17 protein-coding genes and 1 pseudogene are annotated in these 21,943 nt (G+C 75.2%); 10 read left to right on the top strand and 8 right to left on the bottom strand.

Going from position 1 to position 21,943, the window contains the following annotated elements:
- Window positions 1–12 precede the first annotated feature (12 nt).
- Window positions 13–1,428: an acyltransferase family protein gene (locus OG764_RS33550; protein WP_328972091.1), complete on the bottom strand. Its 1,416-nt coding sequence runs from the start codon at window positions 1,426–1,428 to the stop codon at window positions 13–15.
- A 220-nt stretch (window positions 1,429–1,648) separates the two neighbouring features.
- On the opposite strand from OG764_RS33550, the gene OG764_RS33555 reads away from it, so the two are divergent.
- Complete coding sequence (locus OG764_RS33555) at window positions 1,649–3,259, top strand: beta-N-acetylhexosaminidase (RefSeq protein WP_328972092.1); 1,611 nt, start codon at window positions 1,649–1,651, stop codon at window positions 3,257–3,259.
- Window positions 3,260–3,286: 27 nt separating this feature from the next.
- Window positions 3,287–3,454, top strand: a pseudogene (locus OG764_RS33560) (IS5/IS1182 family transposase); the annotation flags it as partial.
- A 32-nt stretch (window positions 3,455–3,486) separates the two neighbouring features.
- Here the strand turns inward: OG764_RS33560 and OG764_RS33565 are convergent.
- Window positions 3,487–3,903 carry a PPOX class F420-dependent oxidoreductase gene (locus tag OG764_RS33565; protein WP_328972093.1) on the bottom strand — a complete coding sequence of 139 codons (417 nt, stop codon included), beginning with the start codon at window positions 3,901–3,903 and terminating at the stop codon, window positions 3,487–3,489.
- Between the two features lie 675 nt (window positions 3,904–4,578).
- Here OG764_RS33565 and OG764_RS33570 point away from each other — a divergent pair.
- The gene (locus OG764_RS33570; RefSeq protein WP_328972094.1) at window positions 4,579–6,930 is read left to right on the top strand and encodes a hypothetical protein; all 2,352 of its coding nucleotides are present in this window, start codon (window positions 4,579–4,581) and stop codon (window positions 6,928–6,930) included.
- Window positions 6,931–7,055: 125 nt separating this feature from the next.
- On the opposite strand, the gene OG764_RS33575 is transcribed toward OG764_RS33570, so the two are convergent.
- The 3 genes from OG764_RS33575 to OG764_RS33585 form a co-directional block, all read right to left on the bottom strand.
- The gene (locus OG764_RS33575) at window positions 7,056–7,202 is read right to left on the bottom strand and encodes a hypothetical protein (protein WP_328972095.1); all 147 of its coding nucleotides are present in this window, start codon (window positions 7,200–7,202) and stop codon (window positions 7,056–7,058) included.
- Window positions 7,203–7,349: 147 nt separating this feature from the next.
- Entirely contained in the window at window positions 7,350–8,072 is a 723-nt protein-coding gene (locus tag OG764_RS33580; RefSeq protein WP_328973261.1) for a hypothetical protein, read from the bottom strand.
- A gap of 136 nt (window positions 8,073–8,208) precedes the next feature.
- On the bottom strand, window positions 8,209–9,441 hold the full coding sequence (locus OG764_RS33585; protein ID WP_328972096.1) for a low temperature requirement protein A: 1,233 nt from the start codon (window positions 9,439–9,441) through the stop codon (window positions 8,209–8,211).
- Window positions 9,442–9,641: 200 nt separating this feature from the next.
- Here OG764_RS33585 and OG764_RS33590 point away from each other — a divergent pair, with 200 nt between their 5' ends.
- On the top strand, window positions 9,642–10,364 hold the full coding sequence (locus tag OG764_RS33590) for an alpha/beta fold hydrolase (RefSeq protein WP_328972097.1): 723 nt from the start codon (window positions 9,642–9,644) through the stop codon (window positions 10,362–10,364).
- Window positions 10,365–10,464: 100 nt separating this feature from the next.
- Here the strand turns inward: OG764_RS33590 and OG764_RS33595 are convergent, their stop codons facing one another.
- Entirely contained in the window at window positions 10,465–11,811 is a 1,347-nt protein-coding gene (locus tag OG764_RS33595; RefSeq protein ID WP_328972098.1) for a cytochrome P450 family protein, read from the bottom strand.
- A 375-nt stretch (window positions 11,812–12,186) separates the two neighbouring features.
- On the opposite strand from OG764_RS33595, the gene OG764_RS33600 reads away from it, so the two are divergent.
- Window positions 12,187–16,101, top strand: a complete 3,915-nt coding sequence (locus tag OG764_RS33600; protein WP_328972099.1) for a CHAT domain-containing protein — start codon at window positions 12,187–12,189, stop codon at window positions 16,099–16,101.
- Window positions 16,102–16,152: 51 nt separating this feature from the next.
- Window positions 16,153–16,422, top strand: coding sequence for a hypothetical protein (locus OG764_RS33605; protein WP_328972100.1), 270 nt, complete (start codon window positions 16,153–16,155; stop codon window positions 16,420–16,422).
- Window positions 16,423–17,002: 580 nt separating this feature from the next.
- Here OG764_RS33605 and OG764_RS33610 read toward each other — a convergent pair.
- Entirely contained in the window at window positions 17,003–17,692 is a 690-nt protein-coding gene (locus OG764_RS33610; RefSeq protein WP_443056129.1) for a DUF5701 family protein, read from the bottom strand.
- A 101-nt stretch (window positions 17,693–17,793) separates the two neighbouring features.
- Here OG764_RS33610 and OG764_RS33615 point away from each other — a divergent pair, with 101 nt between their 5' ends.
- From OG764_RS33615 to OG764_RS33630, 4 genes are all read left to right on the top strand, one after another.
- A complete protein-coding gene (locus OG764_RS33615; RefSeq protein ID WP_328972101.1) occupies window positions 17,794–18,456 on the top strand; it encodes a TetR/AcrR family transcriptional regulator in 663 nt (220 codons plus the stop codon).
- A gap of 77 nt (window positions 18,457–18,533) precedes the next feature.
- Entirely contained in the window at window positions 18,534–18,722 is a 189-nt protein-coding gene (locus OG764_RS33620) for a DUF6381 family protein (RefSeq protein ID WP_328972102.1), read from the top strand.
- Window positions 18,723–18,906: 184 nt separating this feature from the next.
- Window positions 18,907–19,632, top strand: a complete 726-nt coding sequence (locus OG764_RS33625) for a VOC family protein (protein WP_328973263.1) — start codon at window positions 18,907–18,909, stop codon at window positions 19,630–19,632.
- 189 nt (window positions 19,633–19,821) lie between these two features.
- Window positions 19,822–20,907, top strand: a complete 1,086-nt coding sequence (locus OG764_RS33630) for a serine hydrolase domain-containing protein (protein ID WP_328972103.1) — start codon at window positions 19,822–19,824, stop codon at window positions 20,905–20,907.
- Here the strand turns inward: OG764_RS33630 and cynR are convergent.
- The gene (cynR, locus tag OG764_RS33635; RefSeq protein WP_328972104.1) at window positions 20,797–21,879 is read right to left on the bottom strand and encodes a transcriptional regulator CynR; all 1,083 of its coding nucleotides are present in this window, start codon (window positions 21,877–21,879) and stop codon (window positions 20,797–20,799) included. The two genes, OG764_RS33630 and cynR, sit on opposite strands and share 111 nt — an antisense overlap.
- Window positions 21,880–21,943 lie beyond the last annotated feature (64 nt).

Consider the following 21,943-nt stretch of genomic DNA (forward strand, 5'->3'; position numbering starts at 1 on the left):
TAGGCGCGCGGGCTAGGAAGGGCGGTTCGCGCGAGCCCGCCGGGCCGTCCGGCCGGGGGAGCCGGAGCGCTCGACCGCCGCCCACCCCGCCAGCACCATCGCCACCGCGGCCGGCGCGGTCACGGGGAACGCGATCAGCGTGGCCGTACGGCCTTCCAACAGCCCGCCGAGCCCCGTCAGGGACAGGCCCAGGACCCCGAGCAGGCACAGGGTGACACCGGCGGCGGCGAGCCCGCCCGAGCCGGACGCCAACACCGCCGTCGCGGCCGGCCGCAGGGGACCGCCCGGCCGGTGGGCCCGGCCCGCGGGAGCCTCGAACCGCCGGAACAGGGCGACGAGTACGGCGGTCAGTGCGGCGGCGGCCACGATCCGTACGGGGACCTGGCCCCACCAGGCGGCGGAGGCCGGCTCGGGCAGGGCGATGCCCAGCGCGAGCTGCGCCCCGTACACGCCGAGCATCGCGGTCAGGTGCCAGAGGAAGGCGGTCATGGCCAGCCCGTTGGCGGCGACGACCGGACGCCACACCGCGGGCCGGGTCAACAGTCGGGCGGCGGGCCGGCGCAGCAGCTCGACCGCCCCGACCAGCCACAGGCCGTGGGCGAGCAGCGCCAGGGTGGGCGGCGCCATGTTGGAGACCTTCTCGCCGGGCATGCCCACCATCGACAGCGGGTACGGCCCGAACCGCACGAGCAGTACGGCCGCGACGAGTCCGGCCCCGGCCAGGAGCGCGGGGCGGCGGATCCGGCCGTCCGCACGCAGGAAGCCCAGCTGGTGCACGGCCAGCCACACGAAGGCGAAGTTGAGGAACTCCAGGTAGGGCACGCCGGCGGCGAACCGCGCCGCGTCGACCAGCGCGGCAGCCGTCGCCAGCGCGGCGAACACGCCCCAGCCGTACCGGTCGTGGAGCCGCAGCAGGGGCGGGGTGAAGGCCACCATCGCGAGGTAGATGCCTATGAACCACAGCGGCTGGGTGACCAGCCGCAGCGCGGCGGCCGCAAGGCCCTGCCCGCCGCCGCCCGCGAGCTGCACGACCAGCGCCGCCGCACTCCACACCAGCACGAACACCAGCGTCGGCCGCAACAGCCGCCGCAGCCGGGCCCGGAGGAAGGCGGGGTACAGCCCGGCGGAGGCGGCCTCGTCCGGCGCGCCGGCGCCGGCGGCCGGCTGCCTGCGGGCGAGGGAACGGTAGGAGAGCGCGTGCGAGAAGCCGCCGACGAAGAAGAACACCGGCATCACCTGGAGCACCCAGGTCAGGACCTGCAACCGGGGCACGACGGCCAGCAGGTTCCCCATCCCGTCGTCCGTCACGGCAGCCATCAGCCAGTGCCCGAGCACGACGGTCCCCAGCGAGGCGATCCGCAGCAGATCGACGTACCGGTCGCGGGAGTCCGGTGTCGCGGCGGCCAGTTCGGAGGCGGTGTGTCCCATGCCCCCACCTTCGCCGCCCGGGCCCGGCGCCCGGCAGGGCGTCCGTACTCAGTCCGCCCTGAGTACGACGGCCCGCCGAACGCGCCCTGTTGCGCGCACGCCGCTACCGGCACACTGACCGCGCGCACCGATCGCGTGCCGACCGCGCGCGCCGGGCCCTCGCACCCCCGCATCCCCGCATTCCCGAACGGAAACCGCAGCGCCAAGGAGGAAGAGCACCATGCGACTTCGACACGCTCTGGTCAGTGCCACGGCCGCGCTGGGGCTGCTGCTGTCCGGCGGCGCCGTGCAGGCGCGGCCCGCGCCGGCGGAACCCTCGGCCGCCGGACCCGGCCCCGCCGTCTCCGGGGCCCTCCCCAACACGGTCGTGCCCGCCCCGGCGAGCGCCGTGGCGAGCGGCCCCGCCTTCGCCCTCACCTCCGGCGCCGGCATCACCGCCGACGGCGCGAGCGCCCGGCCGGTCGCCGACCACCTCGCCGGGATCCTGCGCACCTCCACCGGCTACCCCCTGCCCGTGACCACCGGCGGGCCCACCGCCGGCGGCATCGCGCTCGCCCTGTCCGGCGCGCCCGCATCGGTCGGCCCCGAGGGGTACACGCTCACCACCACCGCCACCGGCGTGGTCATCCGCGCCACCCACCCCGCCGGCCTCTTCCACGGCGTCCAGACCCTGCTCCAGCTGCTCCCCGCCAAGGTGATGAGCCGCTCGGCCCAGCCCGGCCCGTGGAGCGTGCCCGGCGGCACCGTCACCGACAAGCCGCGCTTCGGCTACCGCGGCGCGATGCTCGACGTGGCCCGGCACTTCTTCACCGTCGCCCAGGTCAAGCGCTACATCGACCAGCTCGCCCTGTACAAGGTCAACGCCCTGCACCTGCACCTGTCCGACGACCAGGGCTGGCGCATCGCGATCAGGAGCCGGCCGAACCTGGCCGTGCACGGCGGGAGCACCCAGGTCGGCGGCGGGCCCGGCGGCCACTACACCCAGGCCGACTACTCGGCGATCGTCGCGTACGCCGCCTCCCGCTACATCACCGTCGTCCCCGAGATCGACATGCCGGGCCACACCAACGCGGCCCTCTCCTCGTACGCGGAGCTCAACTGCGACGGCGTCGCACCGCCGTTGTACACGGGGACGAACGTCGGCTTCAGCTCGCTGTGCGTGCCGCTGGAGGTCACGTACACGTTCATCGACCAGGTGATCGGCGAGCTGGCGGCGCTGACGCCCGGCCCGTGGATCCACATCGGCGGCGACGAGGCGGCCTCGACGCCCGCGGCCGACTACCGGACGTTCATCGACCGCGCCCAGAAGATCGTCGCCGCGTACGGCAAGACCGTGGTCGGCTGGCACGACATCGCGAACGCGACGCCGCTGCCGTCGACCGTCGCCCAGTACTGGGGCACGACCCGGACCCACACCGCCCTCGCGGCGGCCGCGGCCCGCGGCACGAAGGTCATCATGTCGCCGGCGAACCTCGCGTACCTCGACATGAAGTACAACCGGAACACTCCGCTGGGGCTGTCCTGGGCCGGCTACATCGAGGTCAACAAGGCCTACGACTGGAACCCCGCCGGGCAGCTCACCGGGGTCGGCGAGTCCGCCGTCGCCGGGGTCGAGGCCCCGCTGTGGTCCGAGACGCTCGTGACGTCCGCCCACCTCGACTACATGGCCTTCCCCCGGCTGCCCGCCATCGCCGAACTCGGCTGGTCGCCGTGGAGCACGCATGACGTGCAGGCCTTCGACCGCCGCCTGGCCTCCCAGGGTCCCCGCTGGAAGGCCCTGGGCATCGCCTACTACCACTCCCCCCAAATCCCCTGGCCCACCGGCTCCTGAACCCCCCCGGCCGGCGGGACCCTGTTCCGGGTCCGAACGGGCAAGCACACCGTCCCCGGACCGAAGGACCAGCGGGCCGACCGCAAACGGCGCGGCAGCAAGGGCGGCCGGCCCACCGGCTTCGACAGCGAGATCCACAAACGCCGCAACGAGCTCGAGCGCACGATCAACCGGCTCGAGAACTCCCGGGCCGTCGGTGGCCCCGCCCATGACTCGCCGGACGGAATCTAGGCGGTCTTGGTGGCGTTGCCGAGGATCTTGGTCGGGGTGATGCGGACGACCACTCGAACCTCTTCCGGCGGGGCCTCCAGGTACTCCTTGCCGCCGCCCGGGCCGAGGTATTCCTCGGCGATGCGGACGGCCACCGCGCGGTCGGCGTCCTCGGTAACGGTGGCCGTGCCGCGGATCTCGACGTACAGGTAGGGGTTGGCGAGGTCGAAGACGGTCAGGCCGACGCGTGGGTCGCGGAGTATGTTCCGTTCCTTGCGCCGGCCCTGTTCGGTGGAGATCAGCAGCTCGCCGCCGTCACGGCTCACCCAGACCACCGAACTCTGCGGGCTGCCATCAGGGTTGAGGGTGGACAAGACGGCCGGGTGCGGTACGTCAAGCAGGCTGCGTACGGTGTCGTTCATCTCAATGGGCATGTCGGGCAGGCTAATCGGGCTCTCTGGTGCGGCGCACCGGAATACATTCCCGCCGTGCCGGATCGCCCGGGTGGGGCGCAGGGCGCAACTCCCGGGCTTGTCGGCACTGCGTGCGGCAACACCCGGCTCTTGTCGGCGCTGCGTGCGACAGCATCCAGCCTCGCCGGCGTTTGAGGCGCGGGGTTTGGGGCGGAGCCCGAAGACAACCCGGCTCCGCCGGGTACCGGGCTCTGCCCGGGTCCGCTCCTCAAGCGCCGGAGGGGCTGGAGGGTGCGTGGGGTTGGCGGGCTCTGCCCGGGCCCGCTCCTCGAGCGCCGGAGGGGCTGGAGGGTGCGCGGGGTTTGCCGGGCTCTGCCCGGACCCGCTCCTCAAACGCCGGCGAGGCTGGGTGTTGCCCCCAGCGCGTCGGCGAAGCCGGAGGGGCCGCAGCACGGTGAGGCTTAGGGCGGCGTGGGGTGAGCCGGTGGGGGCCCACGGGGGGTTCGGGGTGGGCGTTACCCTCGGCGATCGGGGGTGGGGGGCGCCCGCCCCCGGGAGCGGGGCGTGGGTGACCCGTTCGGCGCAACGGGTGGGGGCCGGTAGCGAGGGCGGGGGCCCGGTGTGGGAGCGGGGCGGGCACCCCCGGCGCGAAGCGGACCGCCGCGCGCCCCCCGCCACTCGGCGCATAGTGCTGGCATGCGGCCACATTCAGGGACATCACGCTCTGTACCCGCGTTCCACACCGCCACGTACGCGGCGTACGCGACACTCTCCGCCGTGCTGGCGGCGTCGCTGCTGGGAGGCGGCCTGTGGCTGCACCCCGGCACGGCCCACGCGCACGCGCCCGCCCACGGGCACGGGCATCACCCGGGCGCTGGGTCCGCGCAAGGGCACGGGCACCAACCGAGCGCCGCGCCCGCGCAAGGGCACGGGCTCCACCCGGAGGGGAACGGGCAGCGCCCGGGCGCCGCGCCCGCGCACGACCCCGCCCGGGCCGCCGCCGGCGTCGCGTATGACCGCCAGGCACGCCACGAGACGGCCCTCTTCAACATCACCGCCGCGAACAACGCCGCGGCCCAGGAGTTCACGGCGCTCGACCCGAGGATCTCCCGCGTCGGCGTGTACCTGAGCAGCACGGCCGCCACCGGCACGGTGACCGTGCAGGTCCGTTCCCGGCGGGCCCGCGCGGACACCGCGATCGCCACCGCCACCGCCGACCTGACGGAACTCGGCGGCGCCGGCGCCGGCTGGCTCGAACTCCCCCTGAACGCCGCGATCGCCCCCGGCACCACCTACTACCTGTACGCGCAGGCCACCACCCCCGGCAGCGGACGGGTGCTCTGGTACGGCACCCGCACGGCGGATCCCGGCTCGCTGGCCGCCTGGAACTACGACAAGGCGTACTGGGGCGGCTGGAAGGCCTCCGAGTCGAGGCTCGCCTTCCACATCAACCCGGTCGGCGCGGCCCGCTGCGGCGAAACCACGGAATGCTACGTTCCGTCCGCCGCGCGCAAGGCCCGCACGGCGGGTGTGCTCAGCAACGGCGCCACGACCGAGGGCGTCCTCCCGCAGTTCGCGGTCGGCGCCCGCTACGTCGAGAACAGCAACGTGCTGCAACTGCCTTCCGGTCGCTGGCGCTACCTGCCCGACGGCGCCACCGCCTCCACGGTGGTGCCCGCGGGCGACCCCGCCGCCTGGCAGCAGATAGACGCCGCCCGGGCCTGGCTCGCCGCGGGCACGATCCCCGGCGGCGCGGACCGCGCGACCGCCGTACGCGCCCTGCTGGCGCTGCGCGCGCTCCTCCAGTCCAACGGCTCCTTCGCCGCCGGCTGGTCCCCGCCCTGGGAGTACTCCTGGCCGCGGGACTCCAGCTTCGCCGCCGTCGCCTTCGCGCACACCGGCCACGACGAGGAGGCCTACCGCGTCCTGCGCTACAACGCCGCGACCCAGCGCCCCGACGGCACCTGGGAGGCCCGTACGAAACTCGACGGATCCGGGCCGCCCGACGGCCGCCGGTGGCAGCTCGACGCGAACGGCTGGCTGCCGTGGGCCACGTGGCAGTGGTACCAGGCCGCCCCCGCGGACACCCGCAGGGACCGGCTGACCACCCTCTACCCGATGATCGGGAAGGCCGCCGACCACGCGGCCGGCTCCCTCGACGCGAGCGGACTGCCGCCCGAGTCCCCCGACTACTGGGAGCTGTCGGCGTCCACCGTCACCATCGGCACGGCGGCGCCGCTGCTCTCCGGGCTCAACGCGGCCGCCGACCTCGCCGCCGTGCTGGGCCGGGACGCGGACGCCGCGCGCTGGGCCGACGCGGCCCGGCAGCTGGCGGCGGGCATCGCCGAGCACTTCGCGCCGATCGGCTACCCGCGCACCACCGACGGCCTGCACGGCCGCGACAGCGCCGCCGCGTTCATGGCACCGCCGTTCAACACCGCGCCGCCGGACCTCGCCGAGGCGCTCGACGACACGTACCGCGCGCTGCTGCTGCCCAACGGCGGCCTGTTGCCCGGCAGCGACCCCGAACACCCGTGGGGCAAGTCCGCCTGGACGGCCAGTACGACCTTCTTCGCGCTGGCCTGGCTGCACAGCGGCGAGCGGGGCAAGGGGACCCGCGTCCTGGACTACGTCCTCTCGACCCGGAACCACCTGGGCGAACTCCCGGAGACGGTCACCGCCGAAGGCCTTCCCTCGGCTGTCGTCCCGCTGGGCTGGACCGACGCGCTGGTCCTGCTCTCCCTGCTCGCCCGGGACGGCGCCCCCCTGCCGACCCCGCCGCTGCGCGCGGCGGACGCCCAACCGCCCATGAGCGTCCAGGCACCCACAGCCCAGGCACCCACAGCACCGGTGCCCCCAGCCTCGATGTCCGCTGCTCCGGCGCAGCCCCCGGCGCATGCCGCGGCTCCGGCGACTCCCGCCACCCCTGTCGCTCCTGCCGCTCCCGAGCAGGCGGTCGTACCTGCCGCGACCGTTCAGGCCGCCCCGGCGCACCTGACGGCCTCCGGGCACCCCGCCGCTCCGGCCCCGGGACCCGTCCGGGGGTAGCCCCCCGGGGCGCAGGCCCCGCACCAGCCGCCGCCCGGCGGCGCGGTCCGACCGCGCCGCCGGGCGGTTCCACGTGACGTGACGTCACGACGGGGCCCGGCCGGGGCCGGGCAAGGCCGGATGCGTCAGCCCTGCGGGTCCTCGACCACCTTGATGACCTCGACCTTCTTCTCGCCCTGCGCCGCCTGCGCGGTGCCGGCCGCGCCGAGGACGACGGCCGCGAGGGCCGCCGCGGCCAGGGCGGCCGCTGTCGTGCGCCGAACGGTGTTCATGGGATCCCCCTGAGGTGAAGGGCCGGAGCCGTCCGGCCCGTTGCAGCGCGGCGCGTACCGCCGCCGTACCCGGGCAGGTTCTCAGCCGCCGCGACCCCCGGGCAAGCGGCTTCGCCGTACCGGCCGACGCGACGGGCCGAGGGCCGGTCAGTCGAGGCTGTCGCCGGCCGACACCCGGTGGGCCTCCAGGGCGGGTGCCGTGAGCAGGTCGGCGATGAGGGCCTCGGAGCCGCCGACGTACGTGCTCACCGTGTCGACATCGCCGCCCACGCACCAGGCGCGGTCCTCGGGCCACCACAGGTCCGGGAGTTCCGCGAAGGGGTCGAGCGCGGTGGGCGAGGCGGCGTCGGCCAGGGGCCCGGACAGCAGCACCTCTTCCCGTTCCGGCGTGGTGAAACACGGTACGGCGTCCCAGTCCCAGCGGCCGTAGCCGTGCCACAGCCCGAACCAGCACCGGTCGGCGGTGCCCGTGTGGCGGGCCAGGACGGGGATCAGCGCGAGGGCGACGTCCGGCGGGGTCGGCCCCTCGGCGGGATGCTCGTCCCACACGCCGGGCCGTTCCAGCCCGTCGAGGTTGTGGTAGTCCCGGTCGGCGCCGATCAGCTCGTGCCAGCGGGTCGCCCCTTCGACCGGGCGGCCGTACGCGGCGCCCACGGCCGCCCAGCGAACGGGCCGTTCGTCGAGCTGCGCGGGATGCAGGATGCGGGCGTACGCGGGGAAGCCGGGCGCGCAGACGCCCGCCACCGTGCCGAAGTCCCCGTGCCCCGGGCTGCGTCGGGTGAGCCACTGGGCCGGCTCGAGGTCGGCGGTCTCGACGCGCAGGCGTCCGTAACGGTCGGGGGCGGGCTCGCGGTCCACCGGGCGATACATGTCCACGCCCTCAGTCTGCCCTGAACCGTGATCACTTCGCCCGTGGGTTTTTCGGCGCGGGTTTCGCCCGCGGGTTTCGGCCGCGGCTCGGGCGGCGCGAGCCCACTGCCCGTCTGTCTGCCTGCCTGTGTCCTGGTCAGGGCGCGGCGGAGGCGGCGGCCAGGCGGCGCCGCAGGACCTTGCGCGCGTAGAGGAGGTGCACGATCGCCTCGGCGGCCAGGAGCAGTACGACGAGCCACGGCGCGAGACGGTCCGATCCCCACACGACGAGGAGTGGCACGGCGATACCGGGCACCGCCCACACCGCGACCGAGCGCACCGGGCGTCGGAAGCGCAGCGCGATGCAGGCGTGCGCCGCGTGGTAGAGGGCGAGGCCGCCCGCGAGGGCCCAGACGGCGCCGCGCGGCAGGTGGTCGTGGCCGGCCTCCTCGACGGCGGTGGCCAGCCCGCCGGCCATGCACAGCACGGCCGCGGTGACGAAGTAGTGCAGGAAGCCGGCGACGTCACGGGCGAGCAGGTACGCGTCCCGGTCCCCGGCGGCCCCGAACATCAGCTCCGCCGAGGTCGAACCGAAGTCGAAGTACGACCACCACAGCGCGGCGAGCAGGACGAAGCCCAGGACGCCGACGGCCCCGGCCCGCAGGGTCCACGCGTGGTCGGCGGAGGTCACGAGCGCGATCACGGACTCGCCGAGCACGATGATGACGAACAGGCCGACGCGCTCCACCAGGTGCCCGGTGTCCAGCCGGCCGGGCGCTCCGCTGCCGCGCGCGGTGAGCAGCAGCACCATCTCGGCGAGGAGCAGGACGGCCCACATGGCGTACCGCCAGGGCGAGGGCACGGCGGCGGAGACGGCCCAGAGCAGGCCGGACGCCAGGCAGTAGGCCAGCGGGCGCCAGCGCGGGACGCGCCGCGCGCCCGGGAACCGGGTGGCCGGCCACCACAGTCCGAGCAACACCAGGCGGGTTCCCGCGTAGCCGAGGGCGTAGACGGCGGCGCGGTCGTCGTCCGCGCCGGGCACGGAGGCGGCCATGACCGCCAGGCAGAGCATGGCCGACAGCATCAGGAGGCGGCGGCGGGGGCTGTCGTCGACGAAGTAGTTCGCCGACACGGTGAGGTTGATCCACAGCCACCACGGCGGGAAGTACAGCGCGAAGAACACGGCGAAGTCGCGCAGGCCGGGATCGCCGTGCAGCTCGTGCGAGAGCTGGGCGGCGAGCGCGACGAACACCAGGTCGAAGAAGAGTTCGAGCCAGCCGGCGTGCCGTGCTTCGGTGCCGGCGTCCGTCCCGGCGCCCCCGCCCGCCGCCGTGCCCCCGCCCGCGTCCGCGCCCCCGCCCGCGTCCGCGCCCGACTGAGGAGTGCCCATGGGTCCGCCCGGGTCCGTACCGCTGCCTGTCCTCTGTATGACACCACGGGGTACCGCCCGCCGCCTGCGCTGAGACGCTCCCGACGACCGGGCCGGGGCGTGCCGAGAGTGCGCGCCGTGCGTGGGCCGGGTGCCGCTCCGCGTGCGGGCCGGCACGGTGCTCGGGGGCCGTTGTCAGACCCCTCCGCTACGTTTTCCGCATGACGAACTATGTGTTGGTGCCAGGCGCGTGGCTCGGATCGTGGGCGTGGGACGAGGTGGTCCCGGCGCTCCGCGCGGCCGGCCACGGAGTCCACCCGCTCACCCTGTCCGGCCTCGCGGAGAAGCAGGGCGGCGCGCCCGTCCGGCTGGAGACCCACGTACAGGACATCGTGGACGAGGTGACCCGCCACGACCTGCACGAGGTGGTGCTCGTCGGACACAGCTACGCCGGCATACCGGTCGGCCAGGCCGCCGGACGGCTCGGCGACCGGCTGGCGCGCGTGGTCTTCGTCGACTCCAACGTCCCCACCGACGGCGAGTCGTTCGTCGAGGGCTGGCCCGACGGCCGGGCCATGGTCGAGGGCGCGATCGCCGAGAACGACGGCTTCTGGCCGCCGCTGACCGCAGCGGACTACGAGGGCCTGGGGCAGGGCCTGAGCGCCGGGCACATAGCCGAGATCACGGCCCGCTCGACCCCGCATCCCGGCGCCACGCTGACCGACCCGGCGGTGCTGGCCCGGCCGCTCGCCGAACTGCCCGCCACCTACATCAAGTGCACGCTGGACGGCGAGAAGCCGGGCGACGACGTGGCCGCGCTGGTGGCGGGCGGGCACTGGCGGCTCGCCACCCTGGACACCGGCCACTGGCCGATGTTCTCCGCGCCTCAGGGCCTCGCCGGCCTGCTCCTGGAAGCGGCGCGGGAGCAGGCCGACGGGGCGTAGCGGACGGCATGCGGCGGACGGTCCGGCCGCCGGCCTCGGTCCGGCGGTCGCGGGCCGGCGGCGTTGGCCCGGCTGTCCGCCGGCCGGCGGGCGGGTGTGGTCAGTCGGTCGTCGCCGGACCGGGCCTGCCGTGGAGCAGGACCGGCAGCCGCTGGTGGCCGTTGGCGATGAGGGACGGGAGGGGCGGCAGGGAGCGGGCGGGGGTGGCGAGCGCGAGCTCGGGGAAGCGGGCGAACAGCCGGGGGAGGGCGATGCCCGCTTCCAGCCGGGCCAGCGGCGCGCCGATGCAGTAGTGCGCGCCGTGGCCGAAGGCGAGGTGGTCCTTGTGGTCGCGGGTGATGTCGAAGGCGTCGGCGGTGTCGCCGTGCACGCCGGGGTGGCGGCTCGCCGCCCCGTAGGACGGCAGGACGGCCTCGCCGGCGCGGATCGTAGCCCCGCCCTCGCCGGCCGGGATGTCCTCGACGGCGTAGTACAGCGGGACGTGGGCGATGGGCGACTGGAAGCGGAGGACCTCTTCCACAGCCTGGTCCCAGGAAACCCGTCCGGTGCGCAGCAGCCCGAGCTGACCGGGATGGCCGAGAAGCGCGGTGACGGCCTGGTCGAGCAGGTTGACGGTGGTCTCGTAGCCGGCGCTGACGACGAGCAGCAGGGTGTCGAGGAGTTCCTGCTCGGCCAGGCGGCCGCCGTCGCCCTCGGTGTCCCGGGTGGCGATGAGCGCCGACGTGAGGTCGTCCGCGGGCTCGGCCCGCTTGATCTCGATCAGGCTGCCGAGCACCCCGTACAGGTCGCGCATGTTGGCGGCGGCGCGGTCCGCGTCGAGCGTCGTGTCGAAGACGCCGTCGACCGATGAGCGGAACGCGTCCCGGAGGTGGTCGGGCAGCCCCATCAGGAGGCTGATCACCCGGATGGGCAGCGGGAAGGCGAACAGCTCGCGCAGATCGACCGGTTCGCGTCCGGGGCCCGAGCCGGCTGCGGCTCCCGTGCCGGCTGCGGCTCCCGTGCCGGGTGGGGATTCCGCACCGGTACCGGTATCGGTATCGGCTCCGGCGGCAGCGGTGGCGAGGTCGGAGAGGAGGTCGTCCGTGATGGCCTCGATGTGCGGCGCCAGCGCCTCGATGCGGCGTACGGAGAAGGCGGGCGCGACCAGCCGCCGCAGCCGCCGGTGGTCGGCTCCGTGGGCGGTGAACATGTTGGAGACCCCGACCCAGTGCGCCAGCGGCCACGTGCCCACGATCCGGTCGGGGAAGAGCGGCCAGTGCCGGCGGGCGTCCTTGGACAGCCGGGGATCCGTCAGGAGCCGCTTGAGCAGGGCGGGTTCGCTGACCGACCAGGCGGTCACGCCGAGCACGTCGACGCGGGTGAGGGGGCCGCGCCGGCGCAACTCGGCGTGCTCCGCGTCGCGGTCGCCGCCGTGCGGATCGAGGACCAACGGCTGCTCGTGGATCATGTGTGCTCCTTGACGGTGGTGGGGGTCACCGGGACGCCGGCCCGCGGTGAGCGGGCCGACGGTGACGCATCGTGGCAGGCCGTCCGGCCGTTCGGAAGGCGCGGGCTGCGGCGCGTGGGCGGGTATGGCCGGTTTGAGTCCCACGCCCGAGCACCGGCCCGCCGTACCGCCCGCCACGCCCCCCACCGGCCACCCCACGGGGGAAGCGTCGGGGGGATTCCGGGCGAGTCCGGGGCGAAGTACGGTCGCCCCCGGGCCGCGACGGTGCGCGCGGTCCCGCCGCGGCCCACCATGGGCTGCGGGCCCGCGCGGGACACCGCGCGGAGCGGTACGTACGGGACGCGGGCACGGTACGGGCGGCTGAGGGGGAGAGCGGTGGGCGAAGAGGAGACCGGCGGGCTGCGGGGGTTACGCGCGTGGGCCGAGGACGCGAGCCGGCGGACGGCACAGCTTTTGCCGCAGACGGGCCGGGTCCTGCGGGACGCCGCCGACTACGACGACGCCATTGACGAACTGGGCAGGCTGGAAGCCCTGCTGGAGCACGACCCGGCGCTGCGCAACACGGTGGGGATCCGGCTGGGCGCGCTGTTCGTCCTGCGCTACGCCGCCGGCAACCGCCCGGAGGACCGGCAGCGCGCCGAACAACTGCTGCGCGAGGGCCGCACGCCGAAGCCGGGTGTCGACATACCGGCCGAGGACATCGAAATGGCGTCCCTCTTCCTCAGCTGGCTTCCGCTGCCGCAGCTCGGCGCCATGATGCGCGGCGAACTGAGCTTCACGGACGCGTCGCTGATGAGCGTGGAACCCGGCGCGGCCGAGGCCGTCGAGGCGGCCATGCGGGAGTTCGCCGCCAGCACGCGGGCCGACGGCTCGCCGGAGGGGGCGCAGATACGCAGGGTGATCGCGGGGATCGACGCGTTCCGCGCCACCGGCGAGCCGGACGGCCTGCTGGACGTGATCCCCGAAGGCCACCCGTTCGCGGCGCAGCTGCGGCAGATGGTCGGCATGCTCCAGGACGTACCGCAGGCCACCCGCACCGAATTCGTACGGCAGGCTCCCACGCTGGACGTGCAGTCCCCGGACGCCTTGGCCATGCAGGGCCTCGTGCCGGCGCTGATGCTGATGACCGATGGCGTGACCCGGCACGACGCCGACCAGCTGCGTGCGGCCGGCGTCGCGCTGCGCAAGGCGCACGCCCAGATGTCTCCGGACCATCCGATGGCCGGCAGGGTCGCGGACACGGTGGACGCCCTCCGGCACCTCGGGGAGGGCACCGACGGCAATCTCGCCGACCTCGACACCGCCCGCCGAGACCTGCCGGAATCCTTCCGTACGCTCGTGGAGACGTTGACGGCGGGCAACGACAGCGTTCGGCTGCCGCTGCGCGTGTTCGACCTGAAACACGCCCTCTCCAAGGCGCAGCGGGACGGCGACCGGGAGGCCGCCCACCGGGCCATCGCCGAGCTGGAGGGCCTGGTGGAGGGGCTGACGCCGCACGATCCGCCCTACTTCCTCGTGCATCTGGCGCTGGCCGACGGGCACATCGACGACGGCCGCCTGCACGAGGACAGGGAAGCCATGCTCCGAGGCGTCGGCCATGTCGACCTCGTCGTCGCGGCCGGCGAGCACGCGCCCTCCCCGGTGCGCGCCACCCTGCGCGCCCGCGAGGAGCAGGCCCGTACGGTCCGGGCCGTGCTCACCCGGGACCCGGCCCCGATGGCGGACCTGCCGACGGCCGGGCCGGACGCCGCGCCCGGCGAACTGTGCCGGTCCGCGCAGGCCCTGCACATCCGCCACCTGCTGACGCGGGACCCGCTCGACCTGGACCAGGCCATCGAGCTGGGCACCCGGGCCCGGCGGATCTTCGCCGAAGGCCGGGCCCAGTCCCTCGCCGCCGGCGGGCTGTGGGACCTCTCCGGATACCACCGCACCCGCTGGGACGCCACCCGCGGCATCCGGGACATGGCGGCGGCGACGGAGACCGCCCTGGAGTCGCTGCGCGCCCTCGCCGCGGACGTGGTCCTGCAACTCGGCGCGGAACAGGGCCTGCTCGCGGCTCGTTCCGGCGCCAGTCGGGCCGTCGAGGCCGCCCTGTGGGCCGCCACCCACGGACAGGTCGACGAGGCGGTGACCGCGCTGGAACTGGGCCGCGCGCTGGTGCTCCGGGCGGCCTCGGTCTCGGCCGGCGTGCCCGAACTCCTGGAGGCGGCCGGGCATCCCGGCCTGGCCGCGGCCTGGCGCGAACAGCTGCGGCGCAGCGGCGGCGGGCCCGCGGCCCCGGCCTCCGTCGCCTCCGCCGCGGCCCCCGCCCCGGCCTCCGACGCTGCGTCCTCCTTCGCCGACGAACTGCCCAGCGCCCTGCGCCGCCAGGCCCTGGAGGCGCTGGGGTACCGGCGCGGGGGAGGTGCCGGGAGTCAGGGACACGACCGGCACCTGGACCCGGACCAGGGCAGGCGGCGGGACCAGGGCATGCTGCGGGACCAGGGCCCCGACCAGGGCCGGGACGAGGGCCGGGGGTGGGCGCTCGGTGAGGTGCCCGGCGTCCGGGAGCTGTCCGCCGCGGTCGAGGCCTGCGACGCGGACGCGCTCGTCTACCTGATGTCGGGGCGGGGCAGCGACCCCGGCGTGGCCGTCGTGGTCGGACCGGACGGCGGTACGCGCGCCGTCGGGCTGCCGCTGCTGTGCGAGGACCGCAGCGGCCCGCTCGTCCGCTACCTGACCGCCGCGGCGGCCCGTTCCCGTCACCTCGAAGGGCTGTCCGAAGGCGGACCGCTCGCGGAAGAGTCCGGTCCGGTGGACGGGGCGGCCGTGGAACGCGCCTGGGAGCAGGCGCTGTCGGGTCTGTGCGACTGGGCGTACCCGGCGGCGATGGGACCCGTGCTGGACGCGCTGGCCGCACCGAACGCAGCGGCCGCCCGTCCGGACGTACGGCCCGCGTCGCGGGTGCCGCGGCTGGTCCTCGTCCCGTGCGGGAACCTGGGGGTGGTGCCGTGGCACGCCGCCCGGCTGCCCGGCACGGAGCCCGCGGAGTACGCCTGCCGGCTCGTGGCCGTCAGTTACGCCGCCTCCGGCGGACAGTTCGCCCGCGCCGCCGTCCGCGACCGCCGGCCGCCGACCGGAGCGCCCGTGCTGCTCGCGGACCCGCGGGTGGACCTGACCCACGCGGAACGGGAGACCGCCGCACTCGGCGCGGCCTTCTACCCGCAGGCCCGGATGCTCGGCGAGTACTTCGAACCGTCCGTCACGCCGGAGGCACCCGGCACCCCCGACGAACTGCTGGGCGTCCTCGCGCAGCCGGTGTCGGTACTGCACCTCGCCTGCCACGGCTCGGCGGGCCTCAGTCCGACGGTATCCGCACTCCACCTGGCCTTCCCGGACGGCGCGGAGGACCTGCCCGCCGGGGAGGGCGGCCCCGGCGCGCGCCCCGACCTGGGCATGCTGACCGTCTCGAGGCTCCTCGACCGCGCGAGCGGCGCCGTTCCCGCCCCTGGCGACGGGAGCGGGTCCCCCGATGCCGATGGATACGGGCGACCGGACGGGGACGGGCGGCCGGGCGGGGACGGGCCGTTGGTGGTGCTCAGTGCATGCGAGACGGACCTCAGCCGCGGTGACCACGACGAGGCGCTCACCCTGGCGACGGCCTTCGTCGCGGGTGGCGCCCGGGACGTGGTGGGTTCGCGCTGGACCACTCAGGACGGCGCGTCCGCGCTGATGATGTCCGTCTTCCACCACCACCTCGTGGCCGAGGGGCGCAGCCCCGCGGACGCCCTGCGCGCCGCGCAGCTGTGGATGCTGGACCCCGACCGGCGCGACCCCGGCACGCTGGACGCCGAGTTGCAGCGCGAGATGGACCGGCCGGGGCTCGACCGGCTGCCGGTCTGGGCGGCCTTCATCCACCAGGGAAACCCGGGCCCCGCCGCAGCCCGGCAGCCGCGACCCGGCGGGTCCGGCCCGTCCGGGCAGTCCGCCCGGGCCCCCGAGGACCCGCTGCTGCGCCTGGTCGGCGACCACCTGGACGACGTACGCGCGGTCCTCGACGAGGGGCAGTTCGCGCTCGTACGGACCCGGCTGGAGGCGCTGGCCGCCGGACCGGGCGAGCCCAGGGACGTACGCAGGGCCGTGCAGGGGGTGCGGCTCGCGCTGCTGGCGCTGCCGCCCGGGCATCCCGTACGCCTCGCCCTGGACGGGACCCGCCGGTCCGGCGCGGCGGCCGGACCGGCGGCGGCCGTTGCGGCGGTGGCGGGGGCCCGCGCCGTGCTGGCGCGGATCACGGAGGGCCCGGACGCCTGACGGCCGCCCGGCCCGGGGCCCGTTGTCAGTGGGCGCTGGCATGGTGGCGGTATGGACGAGCAGATCATGCGCGGCCGTGTCTACGGCGCCGACCACGACGACCCCGATCCGGGCCCCCGCCCCGGGCGTGCCTACGTCGAGCTGGTCGGGGGCCCGCTGGACGGGCTGCTGTTGGACGTCACCGGCTGGAGCGCCGGGGAGCGTGCGGAGGGGGCCTTGCTGATGACGGAGATCGGGCGGTACGGGCCGGGTGGGCGGGCCGTGTACGGGCCGCGCCCGCACGACCCGGGCCGCTTCGACTGGCAGGGGGACGCGCCCTGACGGCCCGCCGGGCCCGGGGACACCCACCCCGGCCTCGCCAACGCCCTGGGGCGCAACCCCCCGCCTTGCCGGTGCCCTGGGGCGCAACCCCCCGCCTTGCCGGTGCCCTGGCGGGCAACCTCCAGCCCTGCCGGTGCCCTGGCGGGCAACTCCGGCCGTGTCGACGCCCTGGGGCGCAGCCCCGGGCCTCGCCAGTGCCCTGGGGCACAATCCCCGGCCTTGCCGGTGCTGCGGGCGGGCAATATCCAGCCTCGCCGGCGTTTGAGGCGCGGGGTTTGGGGCGGAGCCCCAAGGACAACCCGGCTCCGCCGGGCACCGGGCTCCGCCCGGACCCGCGCCTCCAACGCCGGCGAGGCTGGAGTTGGCCCTGCCCGGACCCGCGCCTCCAACGCCGGCGAGGCTGGCGGCACGGGGCTTGGGGTGCCACCGCGAGGCTAAGGAGGTTGGCGGCACGGGGCTTGGGGGTGCCACCACGGGGCTGGACGTTGCCGGCGCGGGGCTGGGGTCCCCCCACCCCCCACGAGGCTGGGTGCCGGCGCGGGGGTAGGGGCGCGGCTGGGCGGAGCCGGGCGGTGTCGGGTCAGCCGGCGCGGCCGCCCGCCGAGGCGAGGCCGAGCCACGTGTGCGGGTTGCCTTCCCAGCACCACCCGAGCTTGGGGGCGCCCTTGCTGATCCACAGGGCCGGCACGCGCCGGTCGCCGAGGCGGCTGCCGCCGAGCGAGAAGCACTTGTTCTTGGCCAGCGCCTGCGGGTACTGCGCCACGAAGGCGACGCCCTCCTCGATGGTCAGCGGCGTACGGCCTCGCGCGGCGACCGTGCTCAGCGCGTCGGAGGGAACGGCGCCGCAGAACTCCTCGCCGCGGTCGACGTCGAAGACGACGTAGACCGCGCCGTCGGGGAGCGCCAGTTCCGGTAGGGACACGAAGCGTTCGAGCTCGCCGGGTGCGTAGAAGCGCTCGATCACGCCGGGGCTCTTCTTCCCGGCGAGCGTGGTCAGCGGCACCGACTGCTCCAGGGGGACCAGAGCCCGCGTGACCACCAGGAGGAAGGGGGCCCGGCCTTCGGCGGGCGGCAGCCGTACGCCGGCCGCCCGGGCGGTCACGGGGGCGCGCAGCGGGCCGAAGAGGTCGCGGAAGGCGTCCTCCGTCAGGCCGGCGAGGGCCGGGTATCCCAGGTCGACGAGGGTCTGGACCTGGCGGTCGAACTCGGCGGAGGTGTCGGATCCGGTCATGGTGGCGGTGGCTTCCCGGAGCGTTGCGGAGGTGGGCATCGGTGCCTTTGCTGGAGCGGGAAAACTTACGATGAACGTAAATGTACGTCGGGGCTGCTGGGAGGTCAAGGGTAAAAGTACGTCGAGTGTAAGATTTGCCCATGGGTATCGAGCCGGCCGGACCGGTGGGACTGCGCGAGTCCAAGAAGCAGGAGACCAGGAAGCTCATCTCCGACCACGCGACCAGGCTGTTCATCGCGCACGGCTTCGAGGCGACGACCATCGCCGAGATCGCCGCGTCCGCCCGGGTGGCGAAGAAGACGGTCACCAACTACTTCGCCCGCAAGGAGGATCTGGCCTTCGACCGGCAGGAGGAGTTCGTGGCGGGCCTCGCGGACACCGTCGCCGGCCGGGCGCCGGGGCAGTCGGCGCTCGCGGCACTGCGCCGGGACTTCCTCGGCGCGGTGGAGCGCCGCGACCCGGTGGCCGGATTCTCCGGGGAGGTGTTCGCCCGCATGATCGCGGACAGCCCCACCCTGTTGGCCCGCCTGCGCGATCTGCACGATCTGAGGGAGGCCGCGCTCGCCCGGGTGCTGGCCGCGGAAACAGGCGCCGCCCCCGACGACATCACTCCGGCGGCCGTGGCCGCCCAGCTGGCCGCCGCCCACCGGGTGCTGTTCCAGCAGATCCTCGACCTGACCCTCGCCGGCCACGACGACACCCGGATCGCGGAGGCCGTCACGGCATCGGCCCACCGGGTGTTCGGCCTGCTGGCCGGCTCGCTCGCCGACTACGCCGTCAAACAAGCCGGTCACGGCGGGTGACCGTCACCGCGTGCGCGCCCGCGGTGATGGTGGTTGGCTGTAAGCGTCAGCACCGCCCGGCGGACCGAGGAGCGACCATGGCGGGGACCGGAGAACCCGGCAGCCGGCCCGAACAGCTGCGGGCCAAGGCCCAGGAACTCAAGGATGCGGCCGAGCGCGCCGCCGAACCGCAGGAGCGCCGCCGGCTGCGCGACAAGGCCGACCGGCTGCTCCGGCAGAGCGAACAGGAGCGCAAGCTCACCGAGCGGGACCCGGGCCCGATGTAACCGAGCGGACCGGGGCGTGGTGCCGGCCCACCGCGACGGCGGGGCCGGGACCCGGGCGGCACGGTACCCGGACGTCCGCCGTCGGTACGGACCGGCGCGCTCCTCCGCGGGGCGCCGGCAAGGAGGTCGGGCTGTGTCGACGTCAAGCCACGAGGTGTTCGGGGCGCCGTGCTGGGTCAGCCTGATGGCCCGTGACCTGGGCGAGTCCCAGCAGTTCTACGGCGCCGTGCTGGGCTGGGTCTTCCGCCGCACCCGCCTCGGCGAAGGCTTCTCCGTCGCTTTCCGGGACGGCGCCGCGGTGGCCGGCATGGGCGCGCTCGCCGCCCGGCTGGGCGTGCCCGTCGCCTGGACGCCGTACTTCGCCGTCGACGACGCGGACGGCACCGCCGCCCGGATCCGGGAGCGCGGCGCCACCATGGCCGTCGGTCCGCTGTCCTTCGGCACCGGACGGGCCGCGCTGGCCGCGGACCCGGACGGAGCGGTCTTCGGGTTCTGGCAGGGCGAGGTGATCCCCGACTGGAGCGTCGGCCGCGGCACCGCCCCCGCCTGGCTCGAACTGCGCACCCGCGACGCGTTCGCCGCGGCCGTCTTCTACGGCGAGGTCCTCGACTGGGCCTGCGAGCGCCCGGGCTGCTGCGACGTCGCCTTCGAACAGGACCACGTCGTGGTGCGGCGCGGCGCTGACACCGTCGCGCGGATCAGCGGCGGCGTCCCCGAGGAAGCCCCCGACCCCGAGGTCCGGCCGCGCTGGCACGTCCACTTCCAGGTGCCGGACCTGGACGCGGCCATCGAGACCGCGACCCGGCTCGGTGGCCGGGCCGCCTCGCCCGTGCAGACCACGGCCGCCGGCCGGTCGGTGGAACTCAAGGACCCCGACGGCGCGTTGTTCACCGTAGTCTGCCCCGCGTAGCCAACGGACCAGTCCGCAACGCCGCCGCGGGCCGGCGCGCGCCCTACCGGCGCCCGGAGCAGCGGACAGGACGTACGCACCGCACGCGCGCGCGACGCTCCACCCGAAGGCGCTGAACGCGACGCGCGCGATGAAGGCCACGCGCGCGAGAACACCATGGAACGGACGCATCACCCCATGACACGGTCCGTGCGAGAGCACTTGACGTGGTCCCGGTTCCGGATCACCGGCGACACCGGCCTGGCCGACGAGATCAAGCGGGCCGCGGAGGCCCCCGACAACCACCACAGCCTGTCCGTGGCCCTGCTGGGCTCGGACTCCGTACGCTTCGCCGGGCTGAGCCCCGCCCCCGCCGGCTTCCCCCGCCGCTTCGACGCGCCGCCGGGCGAAGAGCCCGAACCGGTCACCGAGCAGACCGCGTTCGAGATCGGCTCCGTCACCAAGCCGCTCACCGGCATGCTGCTCGCCGTCCTCGCCGAGGAGGGCGCCGTCGCCCTGGACCAGCCGGTGGCCGAGCTGCTGCCCGGCCATGCCTTCGCCGACGGCGCGGCCGCCCGCGTCACCCTCGCCGAACTCGCCTCCCACCGCGCCGGACTGCCGCGGCTCCACCCGCGCTCCGTGCTGCGGACGCTGTGGGCCAACCGCACCGTCCGCCGCGGCGGCAACCCCTACCGGGGCATGGAGACCGAGGAGTTCCTGCGGCGCGCGACGGCCACCCCCCTCACGGCGGAGCGCGGCACGTTCGGCTACTCCAACCTCGGCATGGCCCTCCTCGGCCACGCACTCGCCGCCCGTACGGGCACCCCGGGCGGCTACCGGGGCCTGCTGGAAGAGCGGCTCCTCACCCCGCTGGGCATGAGCGGGACCATGGCGTGCGCCGAGGAGCGCGGTCTGCCCCGGCGGCCGGCGTGGCCGCACACCCGCGCCGGCCGGCCCGTCCGGCCCTGGCTCGCGCCCGGCTACGCGCCGGCCGGCGTCGGCGTCTGGTCCACTGCCCACGACCTCGCACTGCTGCTGCGCGCCGTGGCGGCGGGCACCGCCCCCGGATCGGCCGCGTCCCGGCCCGAGTTCGAGGCGGCGGGGGCGGGCCGGGTCGGGCTCGGCTGGTTCACGACGGCCGGCGACGGGCACGAGTTCACCTGGCACAACGGCGCCGCCGGAGGCTCACGCTCCTTCGTCGGCCTGGACCGGCGCACCGGCCGCGCGGTCGCCGTCCTCTCCAACACCGACCACGACGTCGACGGGCTCGGCACCAGCCTCCTGAAGGGCGTCTGACGCCGGGGGATAGCCGCGGGCCCGGACCAGCCCGCGGACGACACGGGTGAAGGCGCGGGAGGCGGCGCTCCGGTACGCGCTCTCGCGCCGCAGCAGGGTCACGGTCCTTTGCGGAAGCGGCGGTTCGAGCGGTACGGGCCGCAGCCCCGGGTGGTCGTGGGTGACGGCATCGGGCAGCACGGTGGCCAGTGGCGTCCGCCGGACGATCTCCGTGAGCGCCTGGATCGAGTTGGCCTCGACCGCGACCCGGGGACTGACGCCCTCCCGGGCGAAATAGGCGTCGATGTGCCCGCGCGTCGCGAAATCGCCGCTCAGCAGGGCGAGCTGACGCTCCGCCAGAGTGCTGACCGGTACCGGTACCGGAGCGATCCCGGTCCCGCCGCCACCTCCGGCGCCGCCCCCTTCGCCGTCTCCGAGGGTGCCGGTGGGGGTGTCGGTGTCAGCGCCGGTGCCGGTGCCGGTCACGAGGCCGAGGGATTCCGTGAACAGCGCCGTCGCGGTGATTCCGGGCAGGTGGGCGCCGTCGAAGGCGATGCCGAGGTCCAGGTCGTCGGCCAGCAGCCCCGACTCGATGCGGTCCTGTGCCATCTCCCTGACGTCCAGGGCGATGCCGGGGTGCCGGAGGTGCAGGGCGGCGACCAGCGGGCCGACGAGGTACGCCGTGAACGTCGGTGTCACCGCCAGCCGCAGGACGCCCCGCGACAGGTCCTGGACATCGGCCACCGCGCGCTCGGCGGCGGCCAGTTCGCGCAGCGCCCGACGGGCGTAGTGCACGTACGCCTCACCGGCGTCGGTGACCCGTACGGCCCGGCCCGTGCGGTCCAGCAGCTGCACCCCCACGCCGCGCTCCAGCTGCCGGATCTGCTGCGACAGCGTGGGCTGGGAGATGCGCAGGGCTTCGGCGGCGCGGGTGAAGCTGCCGTGCTCGGCGACGGCGAGGAGATAGCGCAGGTGTCGGAGTTCCGGGGCCACGGGACCCACTATAGATGTCATCGATAAGAGTCATGGATATTGCGTCTTGGACTCTATAGATGCA

Origin of the sequence: Streptomyces sp. NBC_00239 (genome assembly GCF_036194065.1) — a bacterium.
Lineage (GTDB): Bacteria > Actinomycetota > Actinomycetes > Streptomycetales > Streptomycetaceae > Streptomyces.

Coding starts and splice junctions, on each gene's coding strand:
- OG764_RS33550 (WP_328972091.1), bottom strand. CDS start 1,428: ATGGGACACACCGCCTCCGAACTGGCCGCCGCGACACCGGACTCCCGC.
- OG764_RS33555 (WP_328972092.1), top strand. CDS start 1,649: ATGCGACTTCGACACGCTCTGGTCAGTGCCACGGCCGCGCTGGGGCTG.
- OG764_RS33565 (WP_328972093.1), bottom strand. CDS start 3,903: ATGCCCATTGAGATGAACGACACCGTACGCAGCCTGCTTGACGTACCG.
- OG764_RS33570 (WP_328972094.1), top strand. CDS start 4,579: ATGCGGCCACATTCAGGGACATCACGCTCTGTACCCGCGTTCCACACC.
- OG764_RS33575 (WP_328972095.1), bottom strand. CDS start 7,202: ATGAACACCGTTCGGCGCACGACAGCGGCCGCCCTGGCCGCGGCGGCC.
- OG764_RS33580 (WP_328973261.1), bottom strand. CDS start 8,072: ATGTATCGCCCGGTGGACCGCGAGCCCGCCCCCGACCGTTACGGACGC.
- OG764_RS33585 (WP_328972096.1), bottom strand. CDS start 9,441: ATGGGCACTCCTCAGTCGGGCGCGGACGCGGGCGGGGGCGCGGACGCG.
- OG764_RS33590 (WP_328972097.1), top strand. CDS start 9,642: ATGACGAACTATGTGTTGGTGCCAGGCGCGTGGCTCGGATCGTGGGCG.
- OG764_RS33595 (WP_328972098.1), bottom strand. CDS start 11,811: ATGATCCACGAGCAGCCGTTGGTCCTCGATCCGCACGGCGGCGACCGC.
- OG764_RS33605 (WP_328972100.1), top strand. CDS start 16,153: ATGGACGAGCAGATCATGCGCGGCCGTGTCTACGGCGCCGACCACGAC.
- OG764_RS33610 (WP_443056129.1), bottom strand. CDS start 17,692: ATGCCCACCTCCGCAACGCTCCGGGAAGCCACCGCCACCATGACCGGA.
- OG764_RS33615 (WP_328972101.1), top strand. CDS start 17,794: ATGGGTATCGAGCCGGCCGGACCGGTGGGACTGCGCGAGTCCAAGAAG.
- OG764_RS33620 (WP_328972102.1), top strand. CDS start 18,534: ATGGCGGGGACCGGAGAACCCGGCAGCCGGCCCGAACAGCTGCGGGCC.
- OG764_RS33625 (WP_328973263.1), top strand. CDS start 18,907: ATGGCCCGTGACCTGGGCGAGTCCCAGCAGTTCTACGGCGCCGTGCTG.